We start from the raw sequence: 16,096 nt of genomic DNA, 5'->3' as shown, positions 1-16,096 counted from the left end.
CGACATCCGAGCATCCCATCATGGCGTCGCGCCAACGTCCGTTGCGAACTTATATATAAAGGAGAATCCATGTCATTCGCTTGCAAACCCCTGCTCGCCGCCGTCGCGCTGGCCATCGGCCTGGCCGCGTCCGCCCAGGCCGCCGACAAAATCGTCATCGCCCACCGCGGAGCCAGCGGCTACCTGCCGGAACACACGCTGCCGTCCAAGGCGCTGGCCTACGCCCAAGGGGCGGATTATCTGGAGCAAGACCTGGTAATGACCAAGGACGACAGGCTGATCGTGCTGCACGATCATTACCTGGACCGCGTCACCGACGTGGCCGAACGCTTTCCCGAGCGCGCGCGCAAGGACGGCCGCTATTACGCGATCGACTTCACCCTGGCCGAGATCAAATCGCTGCGCTTCACCGAAGGCTTCGACATCGACAAGGGCGTCAAGCGACAGACCTACCCCGGCCGCTTCCCGATGGGCAAGTCCGATTTCCGCATCCACACTTTTGAAGAGGAAATCGAATTCATCCAGGGCCTGAACCACTCCACCGGCCGCGACATCGGCCTGTACCCGGAGATCAAGGCGCCGTGGTTCCACCGCCAGGAAGGCAAGGACATCACGGTGAAGGCGCTGGAAGTGCTGAAGCGCTACGGCTACACCGGCAAGAACGACAAGGTCTATCTGCAGTGCTTCGACTTCAACGAACTCAAGCGCATCAAGACCGAGTTGATGCCCAAGGCCGGCATGGACCTCAAACTGGTGCAACTGATCGCCTATACCGACTGGCAGGAAACCTTCGAGCAGAACGCCGCCGGCCAGTGGGTGAACTACAGCTATGACTGGATGTTCCGTCCGGAAGGCATGAAGGAAATCGCCAAGTACGCCGACGGCATCGGCCCGCAATACCCGATGCTGATAGACAAGGTCTCGACGCCGGGCAAGATCAAGCTCACCGGCATGAGCCGCGCCGCGCACGCCAACGGCCTGGCGATCCACCCCTACACCCTGCGCAAGGACGCGCTGCCGGCCTACGCCAAGAATATGGACCAGTTGCTGGACGCGGTGTACAACCGCGCCCAGGTGGACGGCGCCTTCAGCGACTTCCCGGACCTGGCGGTCAATTTCCTGCGCCGTCAAAAACAGCATCGTTAAGCGGCGGCTCCGGAAGCCGGCGGCCGCCGGCTTTCAAAACCAGAATCCGCCGATCGCACACACCGAAATAAGCCTCAAGTTTCCGCCGACCGCGCCGAAAATATGGCCATACTGAGGGACTGGCATCCCTCCGCATCGTTGCGCCCATTGGCGCGACAAACAACAAGCCTGCATGGCTTCCGTGCCTACACGCCCTTTATCGCTTAGGAGCGCAACATGTCCATTAATCCCTTGAACGGCCAGAGCGGGGCCGACCTGCCGCTGAAACAAAGCGGCCAAAGCGCCGCCACAGCGCCAACAGGCAGCAGCTCCGCTACCGCGCGCAATCAATTGAACGCGCAACTGGTGGCCAATCTGGACGTTTCCACCAACACCGACGGCAAATCGCTGTCCCTGCTCTACCGCACCGCGATCGACAGCATCAATCAGATCCTCTCCGATCAACTGAACGCCGCCGGCGGCAGCAGCGGGGCCGACAACACGCAAAGCGCCCAGGGCGCTCAGCAAACGCCCAACATCCTGCAGCAGAAGTTGAGCGAGGACAATTCGCCGGAAGGCACGTCCCAGCGCATCTTGTCCGGCGCGCTCAGCTTCTTCAGCACCTACGCCAAGCAGCATCCGGAACTGAGCCAGGAAGAGCAGGCCAAGAATTTCGTCGACATCGTGCGCGGCGGCTTCGAAAAAGGCTATGCCGAGGCCGTGGACGTCCTCAACGGCCTCAAGGTGTTCAACGGCAATATCGCCGACGAGGTCAAGAAAACCCGCGATCTGGTCAATAAAGGCTTCGACGATTTCGTCGCCAGCATGAAGCCCCAGCAACAGAGCGACTCCAACGCCGGCTGATGGATAGCGGCGTCTTAATCAATAATTTGTTTAAACTTCGTATATTGTTAAATTAAAAATAAAGTTTCCGCCGGCCCTGCCGAAAATAAGGCATGGCCGGGGAAACGAATCAGACCCAGACTGCGTTTCCGGCCGAACGCCGCCAGCCAGACCGGCGGCATGCTCGCAAGGAGACCGTCATGCCCATCCTGCCTGTTACCCTGACCCAGGCCGGCCGTTCCGCCGGACACTCGCTCTCGCAACAGGAGCATGGCGGAAAACACGGCCGCCAGCGCGAGCCCGCCCCCGCCTCGGCCAATCCCGTCGCCGACAGCCGTTTTTCCGCCGACAAGCAATTTCTGGACTTATTCCACCACGCGGTGATGGACCCGCTCAGCTGCGCGCTGGACCTGCCGCTAATGGGCAAGGACCTGCTGACCGGCCTGGGGCTGGAACACAACCCCTGCTACGCGGCGGAACGGATCATGCGCGACTTCTACCAGCTGTTCGCCCTCTACCGGCAGCAACACCCCAAACAATCGCCGATGCAACAGCTGTTCATCTTCCTGGCCGTCGCGCGGCAAAGCCTGGAGTGCGGCTTCAATGAAACTCATCAGGTGCTGGAAAGCATGAATATGCTTCATGTCGCTTACCACGACCTGGTCTCGGCCAAAGAGCAGGTGACGGTGGCGCTGATCAATTTCGGTCAGCCCCCGGTCCAGAAAGAGACTTAAAAGGTGCTTACGATCTCTCGGGCTAAGGCGAGACAAGGCGAAAGCGGCTGAAAAAGCGGAGTGTGCGCACGGTGCATGAGCATTTTGAGCTTGCACTCACCGCGCAACGCTTCACGAAGCGCAGCAGATCGTAAACAGGTTCTTAGGGGGTTGCTCACCCCTGCACGCCCCACACCTTCTGCAAACACCAAGCTCCCCTCTTCCATCTTTGCCAAGCACAGCCGCGCGCCGCGTTCTTGCCCCATATCAATCTTGATTCATCTAAAAATATGCTCATTCATATTTTTTAGTAAATTATAATTTTGTTATTTACATTGAGCTGGATATGGAATTACTGATAGGCACGATAGTCACGCTGCTGGTGGGCCGGGCTATTTTCAAAGGCTACTCCGCCACCGGCGTGCTGATGCTGGGCGGCCTGGCGCTGCTGGTCGCCACCGCCTTGCAAGGCTTGCCGGTATTGCCCAAAAACGTGGCCGCCACCGGTCACGCCGCCACCGACATCGCCGAGTTCGTCAAATCCCTGCTCAGCAGCCGCGCCGCGGACCTGGGCCTGATGGTGATGGCGCTGTGCGGCTTCGCCGGCTATATGACCCATATCGGCGCCAACGACATGGTGGTCAAACTGGCCTCCAAGCCGCTCAGCCGCATCAAGTCCCCTTACGTGCTGATGGTGGCGGCTTACTTCGTCGCCTGTCTGCTGTCGCTGGCGGTGTCTTCCGCCACCGGCCTGGGCGTATTGCTGATGGCCACCTTGTTCCCGCTCATGGTGAACATGGGCATCAGCCGCGGCGCGGCCGCGGCCATCTGCGCGTCGCCGGCGGCGTTGATCTTGTCGCCCACCTCCGGTGACGTGGTGATCGCCGCCCAAGCCTCCGGCATGCCGCTGATCGACTTCGCCTTCAAGACCACGCTGCCCATTTCCCTGCTGGCCATCACCGGCATAGGCTGCGCCCACTTCTTCTGGCAGCGCTACCTGGACCGCAAGGAAAACCTGCCGCTGACGCGCCAGGACGTGCACGAAATCGTCACCGACGCGCCGGCGCTGTACTGCCTGCTGCCGTTCACGCCGATTGCCGGCGTGCTGGTGTTCAACGGCAAACAGGCTCCGGAACTGCACATCGTCACCGTATTGATCCTGTGTATCGCGCTGGCCGCGCTGGTGGAGTTCCTGCGCCATCGCCGCGCCGCGCCGGTGTTCGCCGGACTGGAAGTGGCTTACAAAGGCATGGGCGACGCCTTCAGCAGCGTGGTGATGCTGATCGTGGCCGCTGGCGTGTTCGCCCACGGTCTGTCCGCGCTGGGCTTCATCAATCAGTTGATCGGCCTGGCGCAGTCCTTCGGCTCCGGCGCCATGGTGTTGATGCTGGTGCTGGTGGCGATCACCACGCTGGCGGCGCTGACCACCGGTTCCGGCAACGCCCCCTTCTACGCCTTTGTGGAGCTAATCCCCAAGCTGGCGGCCGAAGCCGGCATCAACCCCGCCTTCCTCGCCATCCCCATGCTTCAGGCGTCCAATCTGGGCCGCACCGTGTCGCCGGTGTCCGGCGTGGTGGTAGCCTGCGCCGGCATGGGCCAGGTGTCGCCGTTCGAGATCGTCAAGCGCACCTCGGTGCCGGTGATCGTCGGCCTGGTGATTGTGGTGCTGGGCACGCTGGCGCTGGTGCCGGCCTGAGAACTTGTTCAAAGTCTGCTGCCCGTCGGCGATACGGCGTTGAAACGCCGTTAAACCCATCGCCCGACAAAGACAAGACGGCCGCCCGCGGGCGGCCGTTTCTCATTGCTCAAGGGAAAGCTTACTGCTGAGCCGGGGTGTTTTCGGCGAAGTATTCGTGGCTGTCCGCGTTGTTCAAGGCCTGGGTCGGGTTGGTTTTGGCCAGGTTCTTGGCGCCGGTCTGACCATAGACGTGATCGCTGGTGCCCGCCACCACGGTGAAGTGAGACAACTCATGCACCAGGGTGCCGCCCTTGGAGTCGGTGCCGCTGGTCGGCGCGGTCCAGAAAGCGCCGCACAGATAGATCTTGTACGGTTGCGCAGGATAGACGTAGGCGTAAGTGCCGGCCTGGGTGCAACCGCAATCGATGCTGATCGGTTTGGTGTCCAGCGCGTCCTTGATGCTGACGTAGTGGGACTTGGCGGTGTTCCAGTTGGCCAACGTGTAATTGCCGAACCATGTGGTGTAGCGCGGAGTCCCGGACGGGGAACCGGACAAATAGCTGACCGAATCGTTGGCCATATTGATGGCCGCGCTGACCCCGCCGTTGGTCTGGCTTTGCTGGGTCACCGAGCAATTGGCCGCGTAAGTGACGCTGGAAGCGGCGGCCTTGCGGCTGAGAATGGACCATTCGCGTTGCGCGTCCAGCGACTGCTTCAGCAGCTTGCTGGTGCGGCCGGCCACCGACACGCTGGCGGTGTTGGAACTCAATACTTCGTCGGCCACCGCGGCGTCCGCGCCGGAGGCGATCTTGGCGTTAAGCTGCGGCGCGGAGCGGTTCAACACGCGGGAGCTGGCCGCCAGAAAGCGCACGTCGAAACGGCCGCTTTTCGACATATCGTAGTAGTCGGACACCTTGACCTTGACGCTCAGCGAAGCGCCCGGCGCCAGCGCCACGGTATCCTTGATGGTGGGCACAGCGCGCTTGTAACGCGGTCCCAGATAGCTCACCGGCTTGCCGTCGCGGCTCACCTCGAAAATCTGTTCCTGCAGTTCCTGCCCCGGCACATACCACTTGTAGATGCGCAAGGTTTCCTTGCCGGTATTGCGGTAATTCAACACCACCTCGACATCCTGATCCGCCGCCACCGAGGCCTGCTGCTTGGCCACGCTCACTTGCAGATCATGCGCCTGAACCAGGCCGCTCCCCAAAGCCATCACGAACAACGGAATCGGCAACAATTTTTTCATTGATCTTCTCCTGGTGGGACCACCGGCCAGTCCCGCCGCGCTTGTGGCCCGGCAAGGCTTCCCGCACTCCCAACCCCTTTGTCATCACGTGTTTATTAAAATGGATCGCAAACATATTTCGAATGCGAAAGTCATTAATTACATGACGAAGACATGATTTCAATCAAGAAAAGCGCCCCTGCCGACACAGAATCGGCGGCTGTCTGATTTTTGGCACGCTTCATAAAACAGCCTGTTCTAGGTTAAAGTATTGGGTTGCCCTGCTTGGTGAGACCGATCCAGGCAGGCGACATGCCGGCAGGCCCGCGCCGCGCCCGGCTCCGCAACTCAACCTTCGACTGTTTATCGAATGGCGAACACAATGAATCAGACACCTGAAAAGGCTCTGGTCGTCCTTTCCGGCGGCCAGGACTCCACCACCTGCCTGTATTGGGCCTTGCAAACCTTCGGCCATGGCAATGTCGAGGCCGTGACCTTCGACTACGGCCAGCGCCATCGCGTCGAGCTGGACTGCGCGCGCAAGATCGCCGCGCTCGCCGGCGTGCGCCAAACCGTGCTGCCCATCGACACCTTCGCCGCCATCGGCGGCAACGCGCTGACCGACGCCGACATTGCGCCGGAAGACGGCGCCCGCGACGACGACGCGCTGCCCAACACCTTCGTGCCCGGCCGCAATCTGATCTTCCTGACCTTCGCCGCCGCGCTGGCCTATACCCGCGGCGCGCGCCACCTGGTCGCCGGCGTCGCGCAGACCGATTATTCCGGCTATCCCGATTGCCGCGAAAACACCCTCAAGGCGCTGGAAGTGGCCTTGCGGCTGGGCATGGACAGCCGAGTGGAGCTGCACGCGCCGCTGATGTATCTGTCCAAGGCGGAAACCGTCGCTTTGGCGCAACAAGTTGGCGCGATGGACGCATTATCCTGGAGCCACACCTGTTATAACGGACAGGTGCCGCCTTGCGGCCATTGCGCGTCTTGCGAGTTGCGCGCCAAGGGTTTCGCCGAAGCCGGCGTGCCCGACCCGCTGATCGTCCGCTGCCAAACTCGCCGGGAGGACTAAGATGCACACCTCCAACTTGATCGCCGGCGCCCGCTTCGAAGCCGCCCGGCAGGTGAACGGCGCGTCCGATCTCACCGCGCGCCCGCACGGCCACAGCTTCCGCGTCATCGCCCGCGCCGATGCCCAATACCCCGGCCACGAACAACTGCAGGCGGCTTTGGACGCCGCCGTCGCGCCGCTGGACTACGCCGACCTGAACCGCCAGCTGGCCCAATGCGACGATCTGGCGCTAGCCGTCCACCTGCGCGCCGCCCTGCCCTGCCCGGCGACGCTGAGCCTGCAAAGCTCGCCGCAACGCGGCGTGGCTCTGGACGGCGACACCGCTCTGAATTGGATACAGGTTCAGTTCGAAGCCGCCCATCAACTGCCCCATGTGCCGGCTGGCCACAAATGCGGCCGTCTGCACGGCCACGGCTTCGGCGTGCGCCTGGCCGCCGACGCCAGGCTAAGCGGCCACCCGCGGCTGGAAGCCGCCTGGAAGCCGTTGTTCCTGGAACTCAATCACCGCTACCTCAACGACATCGCCGGCCTGGACAACCCCACCAGCGAAGTGTTGGCGCAGTGGCTGCACCAGCGGCTGGCCGACACGCTGCCGGGTCTGGCATGGGTGGAGGTGCGCGAAACTCATAGCGCCGGCAGCCAGTTCGACGGCCAGCGCTTCCGCATCTGGAAAGAGCAGCGCTTCGAAAGCGCCAGGCCCTTCGACGACAAGGGCGCCTACACCGGTCACAGCTACCTGGTCCGGCTGATGCTCAGCGGCGAACTGGACCAGGCCATGGGCTGGCTGCTGGACTTCGGCGACGTCAAAGACCGCTTCAAGCCCCTCTACCGCCAACTGGACCACAATCCGCTGGACCAGCTCAGCGGCGTGCGCGGCGGCGACAGCGTCTCGGTGGCGGAATGGGTGCACGCCCACCTGTCCCCGCTGGTGCCGGAACTGGCGCGCATCGATCTGATGGAGCAAGAGCTGCGCGGCGTGTCGCTGATGTTCCGCGACGCTATGCGCTGGCCGCTGCTGTAAGAACCTGTTTACGATCCGCTGCGCGTCGTGGAGCGTTACACGGTGAGTACGTCTTCAGAAATGCTCATGTACCGTATGTGCACTCCGCTTTCTCAGCCGTTTTCGCCTTGTCTCGCCTTAGCGCGCAAGATCATGCACACGCTCCAAGCCCACCTCATTCATGTAGAGAACGCACTGTGACGACTTACACGGTCAAGGAAATCTTCTATACGCTGCAGGGCGAGGGCCGCCAGGCCGGCCGCGCTGCGGTGTTCTGCCGCTTTGCCGGCTGCAATCTGTGGTCCGGCCGCGAAGAGGACCGCGCCAAGGCGGTCTGCCAATTCTGCGACACCGACTTCGTCGGCGTCGGTCCGGACGGCGGCAAGTTCAAGAGCGCGGCGGCGCTGGCCGAGCGCATCGCCTCGGAATGGCCGGCCGGCGCGGGCGGCACGCCCTATGTGGTGTGCACCGGCGGCGAGCCGCTGCTGCAGCTGGACGCCCAGCTCATCGCCGAACTGCACCAGCGGGGCTTCGAAGTGGCGGTGGAAACCAACGGCACGGTGGCCGCGCCGCCGGGGCTGGACTGGATCTGCGTCAGCCCCAAGGCCGGTGCGGAGCTGCTGCTGCGCAGCGGCAACGAACTCAAGCTGGTCTACCCGCAGGCGACCCAGATGCCGGAAACCGTAGAACAGCTGGACTTCGACACCTTCTATCTGCAGCCCATGGACGGCCCGAACCTTGCGGCCAACACCCGCGCCGCCATCGCCTACTGCATGGCGCACCCGCGCTGGCGGCTGTCGGTTCAGACACATAAAGTTACCAATATCCGCTGAACTTGCCGGGCCCTTCGGGGCCCAATCTTTATCCGCCTCCCCCGCTCCACTTCGCTCCTCCCTCAAAAAATATCGCGCTCCGCTGTAATAAGGCCTCGCCAACATCGACTCATGGCCAGGAAGGACTGCCGACCACATCTGGCGCCGCGATAAAAAAAATCGCGACTACAGTGTAAGAAGCCGGAAACGACCCCGACTTAATGAATGTCCGGACCCGGCAAGCTTTCTCAATGCGAGAGCCCGGCAGACTGGCTCGTTTATAATCACCCCATCATGATTCGGCCTCCGGCCGTTAAACAGGAGAAACACCATGAGTACCAGCAAAACCCTGATCGCATCCGCTCTCGGCGCCGTCGTCGCCCTCGGCGCGCTGGCCTCCGCTCCGGCGGCCGCCGCCGATAAAGAGAAATGCTACGGCATCGCCCAGGCCGGCAAGAACGACTGCGCGTCCGCCACCGGCGCGCACTCCTGCGCCGGTCAGGCCAAGATGGACAAGGACCCCGGCGACTGGAAATACGTAGCCAAAGGCAGCTGCGAGAAAATGGGCGGCAGCACCGCTCCCAAGAAGTAAGCCGGATCCGTCCGGCGCGCGGCCTTCGTCGCGCGCCGGACGGAGTCTGAACGAAATCTGAAAGAACGAATTTTAAATTCATGTAGTCTCAGCGAGGTTTGCCAACCGCCGGCCTGGAAATGCGCTCCAAGGCGGGCCCGCACCTACCTCACAGGAGACTGACATGAACACCACTCGCAAACTGCTTGCCTCCGCCGTCGGCGCCGTCATCGCGCTGGGCGTCGCCGCCTCTGCCCAGGCCGAGGACGCGCCGCAGCCCAAGGAAAAATGCTACGGCGTCACCCCGGCCGGCAAGAACGACTGCGCGTCCGCCGACGGAGCCCATTATTGCGCCGGCGAAGCCAAGGTCGACAATGATCCCAATGAGTGGCACAACGTGCCCAAGGGCACATGCGAGAGCCTGGGCGGCCGCACCACGCCGCCGCCCAAACAATCCTGATCGCGCCGCCGGGCTGCCGCCGTGGCGGGCGACCCGAGGGGAATGATGATGGAAACCAAGCTTCCCGCGGTCTGCGGCATCGGCCTGCGCGCCCCGCACTATCGCGAAGCGCTGGACAAGCGCCCGGACCTGGGCTGGGTGGAAGTGCACAGCGAGAACTTCTTCGACGGCGGCATGCCCTGGAGCATGCTGCGCGAAGTGGCCGCCTGTTGGCCGCTGTCGCTGCACGGCGTCGGCCTGGGCCTGGGCTCGGCCGCGCGTCCGGACCCGGCCCATCTGGCCTCGCTCAAGCGGCTGGTGGACGCCGTGCAGCCGGCGGCGGTGTCGGAACACCTGTCCTTCAACCATTCCGAACGCCGCTTCGTCAACGACCTGCTGCCCATTCCCTATACCCGCGAATCGCTGGCGGTGATCGCCGGCCACGTCGCGGAAACCCAGGACGCGCTGGGCCGCCCCATCCTGCTGGAAAACCTGTCCAGCTATCTGGAATTCCCCGGCAACGAGATGCACGAGGGCGAATTCCTGGCGGAACTGGTGCGCCGCACCGGCTGCGGCATTCTGCTGGACATCAATAATCTCTACGTCAACCGCGTCAATCTGGGTGTGGACACGGACGCGGTGCTGGACGCGCTGCCGGCGGCGGCGATAGGCGAAATCCACCTTGCCGGCTACAGCGAACGCGAAGGCATGCTGGTGGACACCCACAGCCAGCCAGTGCACGACGGCGTCTGGCAACTGTACCGCGAGGCCATTGCCCGGCTGGGGCCGCGCCCCACCTTGATCGAATGGGACCTGGAGATTCCGCCGCTGGCCACCTTGCGCGGCGAGGCCGCCAAGGCTCAAGCCATCCTGGAGGCCGCGCATGAACTGGTCTGATTGGCAGGCGGAGCTGCTGGAGCGGATCGCCGATCCGTCTCTCTCGGCGGAAACCGCGCCGGCGCTGAACCCGGCCGGGCTCGCGGTTTACCGCAACAACTACCGGGTGGGCTTGATCGACACCCTGGCCTTCATCTACCCGGTCTGCCGCCAACTGGTGGGCGGGGACTTCTTCACCGGCCTGGCCCGCGTCTTCATCGGCGGCCACCCGTCGCTCAGCGGCAATCTGCACCTGTACGGCGCCGCCTTCGGCGACTTCGTCGCCGGTTTCGAACACGCGCGCGAACTGCCCTATCTGGCCGACGTCGCTCGGCTGGAATGGCGGGTTCACCGCGCCTACTACGCCGCCGACGCCGCGCCGGCCGACAGCGCCGCGCTCGCCGCCTTCCCGCAACAGCGCTGGGGCGAACTCAAGCTGCGGCCGCTGCCCGATGTCGCCGCCCTGCTCAGCCCTTGGCCGGCGGCGTCGATCTGGCTGGCCCACCAGCGCCAACCGGTGGAACTGAACGTGGACCTGCACAGCCAGCCGGAGGCGATGCTGATCTACCGCCTACAAGGCCGGGTTCAGGTCGAAATCGTCGGCGCCGGCCTGGCCGCGCTGCTACAGGCCTTTCGCGACGGCGCAACGCTGGAGGCCGCGGTGGAACAGGCGCTGGTCGCCGAAGCGGACTTCGACCTGCAGACCGGCCTGCTGCGGCTGTTCCAGCAGCGCCTGATCCAAGACGTCACACTGTAAACACGCTTAAACCCTAAGAGCCTGTTCACGATCTCGCGAGCTAGAGCGAGACAAGGCGAAAACGGCTGAGAAAGCGGAATGTACGAGTGGTACATGAGCATTTCGAAGGCGCACTCACCGTGTAACGCTCCACGCAGCGCAGCAGATCGTAAACAGGTTCTAAGCACCGAATCTCATCCAAGCTTGCGGGCATGGAGGGGATACGCACGCCCGCGGCTTGCCATGCGCCGCCGCTGAACCATACTCAACACACAGGAGACACCCGCCATGAACCCCTTGACTTGCTCCCGCCTCAGCACCCCGTACCGCTGGCTGATCCGCGGCGGCGACCTGCTGCAGCCGCTGCTCTTGCTGCTGTTCCGGCTGTGGATCGCCAATGTGTTCTTCAAGTCCGGCCTGACCAAGATAGACGACTGGGATACCACCATCCTGCTGTTCACCGAGGAATACCACGTGCCGCTGCTGCCGCCGGCCATCGCCGCGGCCTTGGCCGCCGCAGGCGAACTGGGCCTGTCCGCGCTGCTGGCGCTGGGCCTGGGCGGGCGGTTCGCCGCCGCCGGCCTGTTCATTCTCAACGCGGTGGCCGTGATCAGCTACCCGGGACTGACCGAAGCCACGCGCGAATTCCATTACTACTGGGGCATGTTGATCGCCGTGGTGCTCGCCTTCGGCCCCGGCCTGCTGTCCGTGGACGCGCTGCTGCGGCGCTGGGCCGGACGCTGTGCGGCACGGGACTGAGCCAGCCGCCAACGCGGCGTGGCATAATGTCCGCTCCAACACGCATTGACCCGCCACGCCATGAGCCTCGCCTATACCCTGGTGATCCAAGCCGACACGCTGGACCCGCATCATCTGCATGAACTGGCCCACCTTGTCGAGGCCACCCATATGGACCATCCCAGCCCCAGCGTGGCGCGCCTGCGCGGCGCGGCGCCGGCGCAACGGGCCGCTGCGCTGGCGCTGTGCGAGCAATGGGGGTACGACGGGGCTTACGTCGAAGCCGGCCGCAGCTTCGCCGATTTCGGCCTGCTGGTGTCGGATATGGATTCCACCTTGATCACCATCGAGTGCATAGACGAAATCGCGGACATGAATGGCCTCAAGCCGCAGGTGGCGGCCATCACCGAGCGCTCGATGCGCGGCGAACTGGATTTCGCCGCCTCGCTGACCGAGCGGGTGGCGCTGCTGCGCGGGCTGCCGGAAAGCGCGCTGGAACAGGTCTATCGTGAAAGAGTCAAGTTGATGCCGGGCGCCGAGGCGCTGCTGACCGCCTGCAAGCGCCACGGCGTCAAGTTCATGCTGGTGTCCGGCGGCTTCACCTTTTTCACCGACAGGCTGAAAGCCGAGCTGGGCCTGGACTTCGCCTACGCCAATCAGCTGGAGATCGAAAACGGCGCCTTGACCGGCCGTGTGCGCGGCCCCATCGTCGACGCCGCAGCCAAGAAGCGCTTGCTGATCCAGCAACGCGAAGCGCTGGGGCTGAAGCCGGAACAGGTGCTGGCGATGGGAGACGGCGCCAACGATTTGCAGATGCTGGCCGAAGCCGGCGTCGGCGTGGCCGTGCACGCCAAGCCGGTGGTGCGCGCCCAGGCCGACATCGCCGTCAATCACGGCGGCCTGGACCGCATCCTGAACCTGTACCACTGAACGGCCACAGCGGGAGCCGACCAATGAGCTTATTTCCTGAACTGGACAGCGCCAGCTTCGACGCTGAATTGCCGTTCTCGGTCCAACCCCTGCCTGGCGGGATCTGCCCGGCGCGCCAAGAGCGCGAAACCCGGCTGGCGCTGCGGGTGCTGGCCGCGCCCACAGAAACCCTGCCCGAGGCGGACCCGATGCTGGTCAGGCTGGAGGCCAAGCTGGATCTGGCGCTGGAAGTGTCGCTGTTGTCGCGTCACCCTGAACGCCCGCCTCTGACGCCCTGCCGGCTGGGCCTGGACAGCATCGCCTGGATCTCGGACCACGCCAACCACGGCAGCGAGCCGGTGCTAGTGGCCTTATGCCCCAATCCAGACTCCGCGCTGCTGCTCTTCCTCGCCGCCCGCATCAGCACGGTGACGCCGGGCGAAAACGGCAATTACCTGATCCGCGCCGATATTGCCGGCGCCTTCGACGAGGCCACCCGCCTGCTGTGGGAGAAGTGGGTGTTCCGCCGCCATCGCAAGGCGATACTGGAACGCTAAGAGCGTGTTTACGATCTCGCGAGCCAAGAGCTCGCGAGCAAGGGGCGAGACGAAACCGTACTCACCGTGGAGCGCCTCACGAAGCTCAGCAGACTTTGAACAGGTTCTTAGCCCTGGCGCGGAAAAGCGATCAAATGATCCAGTTCCAGCCGGATGCCTATCGCCTCCCCCACCGCGTGGTCGTGATGGCTGGGCACCTGAGCCAGCACCCGCTGGCCGGACGGCAGCGCCAGCGTGTAATGGAACTCCGCCCCGCGGAACACCTTGGCGCAGACCAGGGCTCGCGTCGGGCTGGCGTCGTCGTGCTGCACATCGTCGGGCCGCACCAGCACATCCACCTCGTCCCCGGTTTCGAACTGCAAGGGCACAATGCCGCAGAATTCGCCTATCTCCAGTTCCACACAACGCGGCCCGGTCACCTTGCCGTCCAGGAACACGCCCTGGCCGATGAAGTCGGCGACATAACGGGTGGCCGGCTCGTGATAAAGCCGGTACGGCGCGTCCCACTGCAATAGCCGGCCCTGCTGCATTACCCCGACGCGGTCCGCGATGGCGAAGGCCTCGTGCTGGTCATGGGTCACCATGATGGCGGTGGCGCCCTGGCTTTTCAGAATCTCGCGCACCTCCCGCGAGAGGCGTTCGCGCAAATCCACGTCCAGGTTGGAAAACGGCTCGTCCAGCAACAGCAGGCTGGGTTTGGGCGCCAAGGCGCGCGCCAGCGCCACCCGCTGCTGTTGGCCGCCGGACAGCTCGTGCGGGTAACGCCGCGCCCACTCCGCCAGCCCCACCACCTCCAACACCTCCAGCACCCGCGCCGCGCGCTGGCTCTTGGGCAAGGCGTCCAGGCCGAAGCCGACATTGCCGGCCACGGTCAGGTGCGGGAACAGCGCGTAATCCTGGAACACCATGCCAATGCGGCGCTGATGCGCCGGCACTTGCTCGCGGATAGAACTGATCACCTCCCCGTTGAGCCGGATCTCCCCGCCCAGCAGGCTCTCGAAACCGGCAATGCAGCGCAACACCGTGGTTTTGCCGCAGCCGGAGCTGCCCAACAGGCAAGCGATCTCGCCCGCCTGCAATTCGAAACTCATATTGTCGACCACGCGAGTCTCGCCGTACTTCTGGCTGACCAGGTCGAACTCCAGCAAAGCTTGCATATCCATCCGCTTCATCTCAGACCGCATCCTTCTGCCGCGACAGCACCCATACCGGCAACAAGCCGGCCAGCACGATGGCCACCGCCGGCAAGGCCGCGCGCTCCCATTCGCCCTCGGTCGTCAAATTGAAAATCCTCACCGCCAGCGTGTCCCAACCGTAAGGCCGAGTCATCAAGGTGATCGGCATCTCCTTCATCACATCGACGAACACCATCAGCGCCGCGGTGAACAAGCCGCCGCGCAATAGCGGCAGATGCAGCCGCGCCAACAAACGCAGGCCGCTGTAGCCCATATTGCGCGCCGCCTCTTCCTGGCTGCGGCTGATGCGATGCATGGCCGCATCCACGGCGGAGTGCCCCACTGCCAAAAAACGCGCCGCATAGGCCAGCATCAGCACCAGCAAAGTGCCCTTGACCACGGCGCTGGCGTCCTCCGCCAGCCACGGCCGCAGCCAGTCCAGCAATAGATTGTCGAACCAGGCCACCGGCACGAACACACCCACCGCCAGCACCGTGCCCGGCACCGCGTAGCCCAGCGTCGCCAACCGGCTCCACAGCCGGGTCCAGCGCGTCGGGTCGCGCCGCGTCGCGTAACTCAACAGCAGGGCGATGAAGGCCACCAGAACCGCGGCCATCGAGGCCAACAGCAACGAGTTGGCCACATGGCCGAAAAAGTCCGCGTCCAGATCCTCGGCCAGATGAGCGCCGGCCCAAACCAGCAACTGACCGAAGGGCAGCGCGAAGGCCAGCGTCAGCACCAGCGAGCAGGCGGCGGCGGCCAGCCAGCCGGCGGCGCCCTCCAGGCGCAAACGCGGCTGCGGCGCCGCCTTGCCGGCCTGGGTATAGGCGCGGCGCCCGCGCGAGCGTTGCTCCAGCCATAGCAGCAGCAACACCATCAACACTAGCAGCGAGGCCAGCTGTTTGGCCGCCGGCAAGGAGAACAGGCTGAACCAGGCTTTATAGATGGCCGAGGTGAAAGCGTCGAAATTGAAAATCGCCACAGTGCCGAAGTCCGCCAGCGTCTCCATCAGCGCCAGCATCAGGCCGCCGGCGATCCACGGCCGCGCCATCGGCAAGGCCACGCGGCGGAAGCCTTGCCAGCGTGACAAGCCCAGCGACTGCCCCACCTCCAGCGCGCGCCGGCCCATGGTGGCGAAGGCGTTGCGCGCCAGCAGGTAGACATAGGGATAAAAAGCCAGCGACATCACCAGGATCACGCCCGGCGTGGAACGGATATTGGGCACCCAGGACGAATCGCCGAAACGCTCGCGCAGCCAGGTTTGCACCGGCCCGGTGAAATCGAACAGGCCCAGCTGCGAAAAAGCCAGCACATAGGCCGGCATCGCCAGCGGCAGCATCAACGCCCAGTGGAAGAAACGACGACCAGGAAAGTCATGCACCGCGGTCAGCCAGGCCAGCGGCACGCCCAGCAGCAGCACGCCGGCGCCGACGCCGCCCGTCAGATACACGGTGTTGAGCAGCAGCTCCGGCAAGGTGTAATCGTACAGATGCCGCCACACTTCCCAGTCCGGCGCCAACAGCGACCATAAAATCACCAGCAAGGGCGCGACGGTGAGCAGGCTGACGCCAAAAGCCAGGCCGCGCCAGGGCGACAGAGAACGAATCATCGGCGG

The 16,096-nt window shown here is 64.0% G+C and carries 17 protein-coding genes; 14 read left to right on the top strand and 3 right to left on the bottom strand.

Annotation, left to right across the window (positions count from 1 at the left end):
- Positions 1-69: 69 nt before the first annotated feature.
- The 4 genes from glpQ to dcuC all read left to right on the top strand — a co-directional run bounded on the left by glpQ (position 70) and on the right by dcuC (position 4,377).
- Positions 70-1,146, top strand: a complete 1,077-nt coding sequence (gene glpQ, locus BR71_RS04405) for a glycerophosphodiester phosphodiesterase (protein WP_043633183.1) — start codon at positions 70-72, stop codon at positions 1,144-1,146.
- Between the two features lie 216 nt (positions 1,147-1,362).
- Positions 1,363-1,989 (top strand): DUF5610 domain-containing protein, encoded by a 627-nt coding sequence (locus BR71_RS04400; protein ID WP_052370326.1) that lies wholly within the window; start codon positions 1,363-1,365, stop codon positions 1,987-1,989.
- A gap of 179 nt (positions 1,990-2,168) precedes the next feature.
- Complete coding sequence (locus BR71_RS04395) at positions 2,169-2,702, top strand: DUF5610 domain-containing protein (RefSeq protein ID WP_043633181.1); 534 nt, start codon at positions 2,169-2,171, stop codon at positions 2,700-2,702.
- Between the two features lie 325 nt (positions 2,703-3,027).
- The gene (gene dcuC / locus BR71_RS04390) at positions 3,028-4,377 is read left to right on the top strand and encodes an anaerobic C4-dicarboxylate transporter DcuC (protein ID WP_043633173.1); all 1,350 of its coding nucleotides are present in this window, start codon (positions 3,028-3,030) and stop codon (positions 4,375-4,377) included.
- A gap of 121 nt (positions 4,378-4,498) precedes the next feature.
- On the opposite strand, the gene BR71_RS04385 is transcribed toward dcuC, so the two are convergent.
- On the bottom strand, positions 4,499-5,608 hold the full coding sequence (locus BR71_RS04385) for a M35 family metalloendopeptidase (RefSeq protein WP_043590345.1): 1,110 nt from the start codon (positions 5,606-5,608) through the stop codon (positions 4,499-4,501).
- 361 nt (positions 5,609-5,969) lie between these two features.
- On the opposite strand from BR71_RS04385, the gene queC reads away from it, so the two are divergent.
- From queC to BR71_RS04335, 10 genes are all read left to right on the top strand, one after another.
- Entirely contained in the window at positions 5,970-6,668 is a 699-nt protein-coding gene (gene queC, locus BR71_RS04380) for a 7-cyano-7-deazaguanine synthase QueC (RefSeq protein WP_043590351.1), read from the top strand.
- 1 nt (position 6,669) lies between these two features.
- The gene (locus tag BR71_RS25065; RefSeq protein WP_043633170.1) at positions 6,670-7,689 is read left to right on the top strand and encodes a 6-pyruvoyl trahydropterin synthase family protein; all 1,020 of its coding nucleotides are present in this window, start codon (positions 6,670-6,672) and stop codon (positions 7,687-7,689) included.
- 176 nt (positions 7,690-7,865) lie between these two features.
- Entirely contained in the window at positions 7,866-8,501 is a 636-nt protein-coding gene (queE, locus tag BR71_RS04370; protein WP_043633167.1) for a 7-carboxy-7-deazaguanine synthase, read from the top strand.
- 310 nt (positions 8,502-8,811) lie between these two features.
- Positions 8,812-9,072 (top strand): BufA1 family periplasmic bufferin-type metallophore, encoded by a 261-nt coding sequence (locus BR71_RS04365; RefSeq protein ID WP_043590359.1) that lies wholly within the window; start codon positions 8,812-8,814, stop codon positions 9,070-9,072.
- 163 nt (positions 9,073-9,235) lie between these two features.
- Positions 9,236-9,511: a BufA1 family periplasmic bufferin-type metallophore gene (locus BR71_RS04360; protein WP_043590360.1), complete on the top strand. Its 276-nt coding sequence runs from the start codon at positions 9,236-9,238 to the stop codon at positions 9,509-9,511.
- Positions 9,512-9,559: 48 nt separating this feature from the next.
- A complete protein-coding gene (bufB, locus tag BR71_RS04355) occupies positions 9,560-10,387 on the top strand; it encodes an MNIO family bufferin maturase (RefSeq protein ID WP_231138311.1) in 828 nt (275 codons plus the stop codon).
- Positions 10,374-11,123 (top strand): HvfC/BufC N-terminal domain-containing protein, encoded by a 750-nt coding sequence (locus BR71_RS04350; protein WP_043633164.1) that lies wholly within the window; start codon positions 10,374-10,376, stop codon positions 11,121-11,123. The genes bufB and BR71_RS04350 overlap by 14 nt, the downstream gene beginning before the upstream one ends.
- A 267-nt stretch (positions 11,124-11,390) precedes the next feature.
- The gene (locus BR71_RS04345; RefSeq protein ID WP_043633160.1) at positions 11,391-11,861 is read left to right on the top strand and encodes a DoxX family membrane protein; all 471 of its coding nucleotides are present in this window, start codon (positions 11,391-11,393) and stop codon (positions 11,859-11,861) included.
- 60 nt (positions 11,862-11,921) lie between these two features.
- Positions 11,922-12,770 (top strand): phosphoserine phosphatase SerB, encoded by an 849-nt coding sequence (gene serB, locus BR71_RS04340; RefSeq protein ID WP_043633157.1) that lies wholly within the window; start codon positions 11,922-11,924, stop codon positions 12,768-12,770.
- A gap of 23 nt (positions 12,771-12,793) precedes the next feature.
- Positions 12,794-13,306, top strand: coding sequence for a hypothetical protein (locus BR71_RS04335; protein WP_019100409.1), 513 nt, complete (start codon positions 12,794-12,796; stop codon positions 13,304-13,306).
- 107 nt (positions 13,307-13,413) lie between these two features.
- Here BR71_RS04335 and BR71_RS04330 read toward each other — a convergent pair whose 3' ends face one another.
- A complete protein-coding gene (locus BR71_RS04330) occupies positions 13,414-14,469 on the bottom strand; it encodes an ABC transporter ATP-binding protein (protein ID WP_244269586.1) in 1,056 nt (351 codons plus the stop codon).
- 10 nt (positions 14,470-14,479) lie between these two features.
- A complete protein-coding gene (locus tag BR71_RS04325) occupies positions 14,480-16,090 on the bottom strand; it encodes an ABC transporter permease (RefSeq protein ID WP_043633153.1) in 1,611 nt (536 codons plus the stop codon).
- Positions 16,091-16,096 lie beyond the last annotated feature (6 nt).

It is taken from the genome of Chromobacterium haemolyticum DSM 19808 (assembly GCF_000711885.1).
In the GTDB taxonomy this organism is placed as follows: domain Bacteria; phylum Pseudomonadota; class Gammaproteobacteria; order Burkholderiales; family Chromobacteriaceae; genus Chromobacterium; species Chromobacterium haemolyticum.
This window is presented reverse-complemented; position numbering and strand designations above follow the sequence as displayed.

Excerpts from the sequence above, each read along its gene's own strand:
- glpQ (WP_043633183.1), top strand. The coding sequence starts at position 70 with ATGTCATTCGCTTGCAAACCCCTGCTCGCCGCCGTCGCGCTGGCCATC.
- BR71_RS04400 (WP_052370326.1), top strand. The coding sequence starts at position 1,363 with ATGTCCATTAATCCCTTGAACGGCCAGAGCGGGGCCGACCTGCCGCTG.
- BR71_RS04395 (WP_043633181.1), top strand. The coding sequence starts at position 2,169 with ATGCCCATCCTGCCTGTTACCCTGACCCAGGCCGGCCGTTCCGCCGGA.
- dcuC (WP_043633173.1), top strand. The coding sequence starts at position 3,028 with ATGGAATTACTGATAGGCACGATAGTCACGCTGCTGGTGGGCCGGGCT.
- BR71_RS04385 (WP_043590345.1), bottom strand. The coding sequence starts at position 5,608 with ATGAAAAAATTGTTGCCGATTCCGTTGTTCGTGATGGCTTTGGGGAGC.
- queC (WP_043590351.1), top strand. The coding sequence starts at position 5,970 with ATGAATCAGACACCTGAAAAGGCTCTGGTCGTCCTTTCCGGCGGCCAG.
- BR71_RS25065 (WP_043633170.1), top strand. The coding sequence starts at position 6,670 with ATGCACACCTCCAACTTGATCGCCGGCGCCCGCTTCGAAGCCGCCCGG.
- BR71_RS04365 (WP_043590359.1), top strand. The coding sequence starts at position 8,812 with ATGAGTACCAGCAAAACCCTGATCGCATCCGCTCTCGGCGCCGTCGTC.
- BR71_RS04360 (WP_043590360.1), top strand. The coding sequence starts at position 9,236 with ATGAACACCACTCGCAAACTGCTTGCCTCCGCCGTCGGCGCCGTCATC.
- bufB (WP_231138311.1), top strand. The coding sequence starts at position 9,560 with ATGGAAACCAAGCTTCCCGCGGTCTGCGGCATCGGCCTGCGCGCCCCG.
- BR71_RS04350 (WP_043633164.1), top strand. The coding sequence starts at position 10,374 with ATGAACTGGTCTGATTGGCAGGCGGAGCTGCTGGAGCGGATCGCCGAT.
- BR71_RS04345 (WP_043633160.1), top strand. The coding sequence starts at position 11,391 with ATGAACCCCTTGACTTGCTCCCGCCTCAGCACCCCGTACCGCTGGCTG.
- serB (WP_043633157.1), top strand. The coding sequence starts at position 11,922 with ATGAGCCTCGCCTATACCCTGGTGATCCAAGCCGACACGCTGGACCCG.
- BR71_RS04335 (WP_019100409.1), top strand. The coding sequence starts at position 12,794 with ATGAGCTTATTTCCTGAACTGGACAGCGCCAGCTTCGACGCTGAATTG.
- BR71_RS04330 (WP_244269586.1), bottom strand. The coding sequence starts at position 14,469 with ATGGATATGCAAGCTTTGCTGGAGTTCGACCTGGTCAGCCAGAAGTAC.
- BR71_RS04325 (WP_043633153.1), bottom strand. The coding sequence starts at position 16,090 with ATGATTCGTTCTCTGTCGCCCTGGCGCGGCCTGGCTTTTGGCGTCAGC.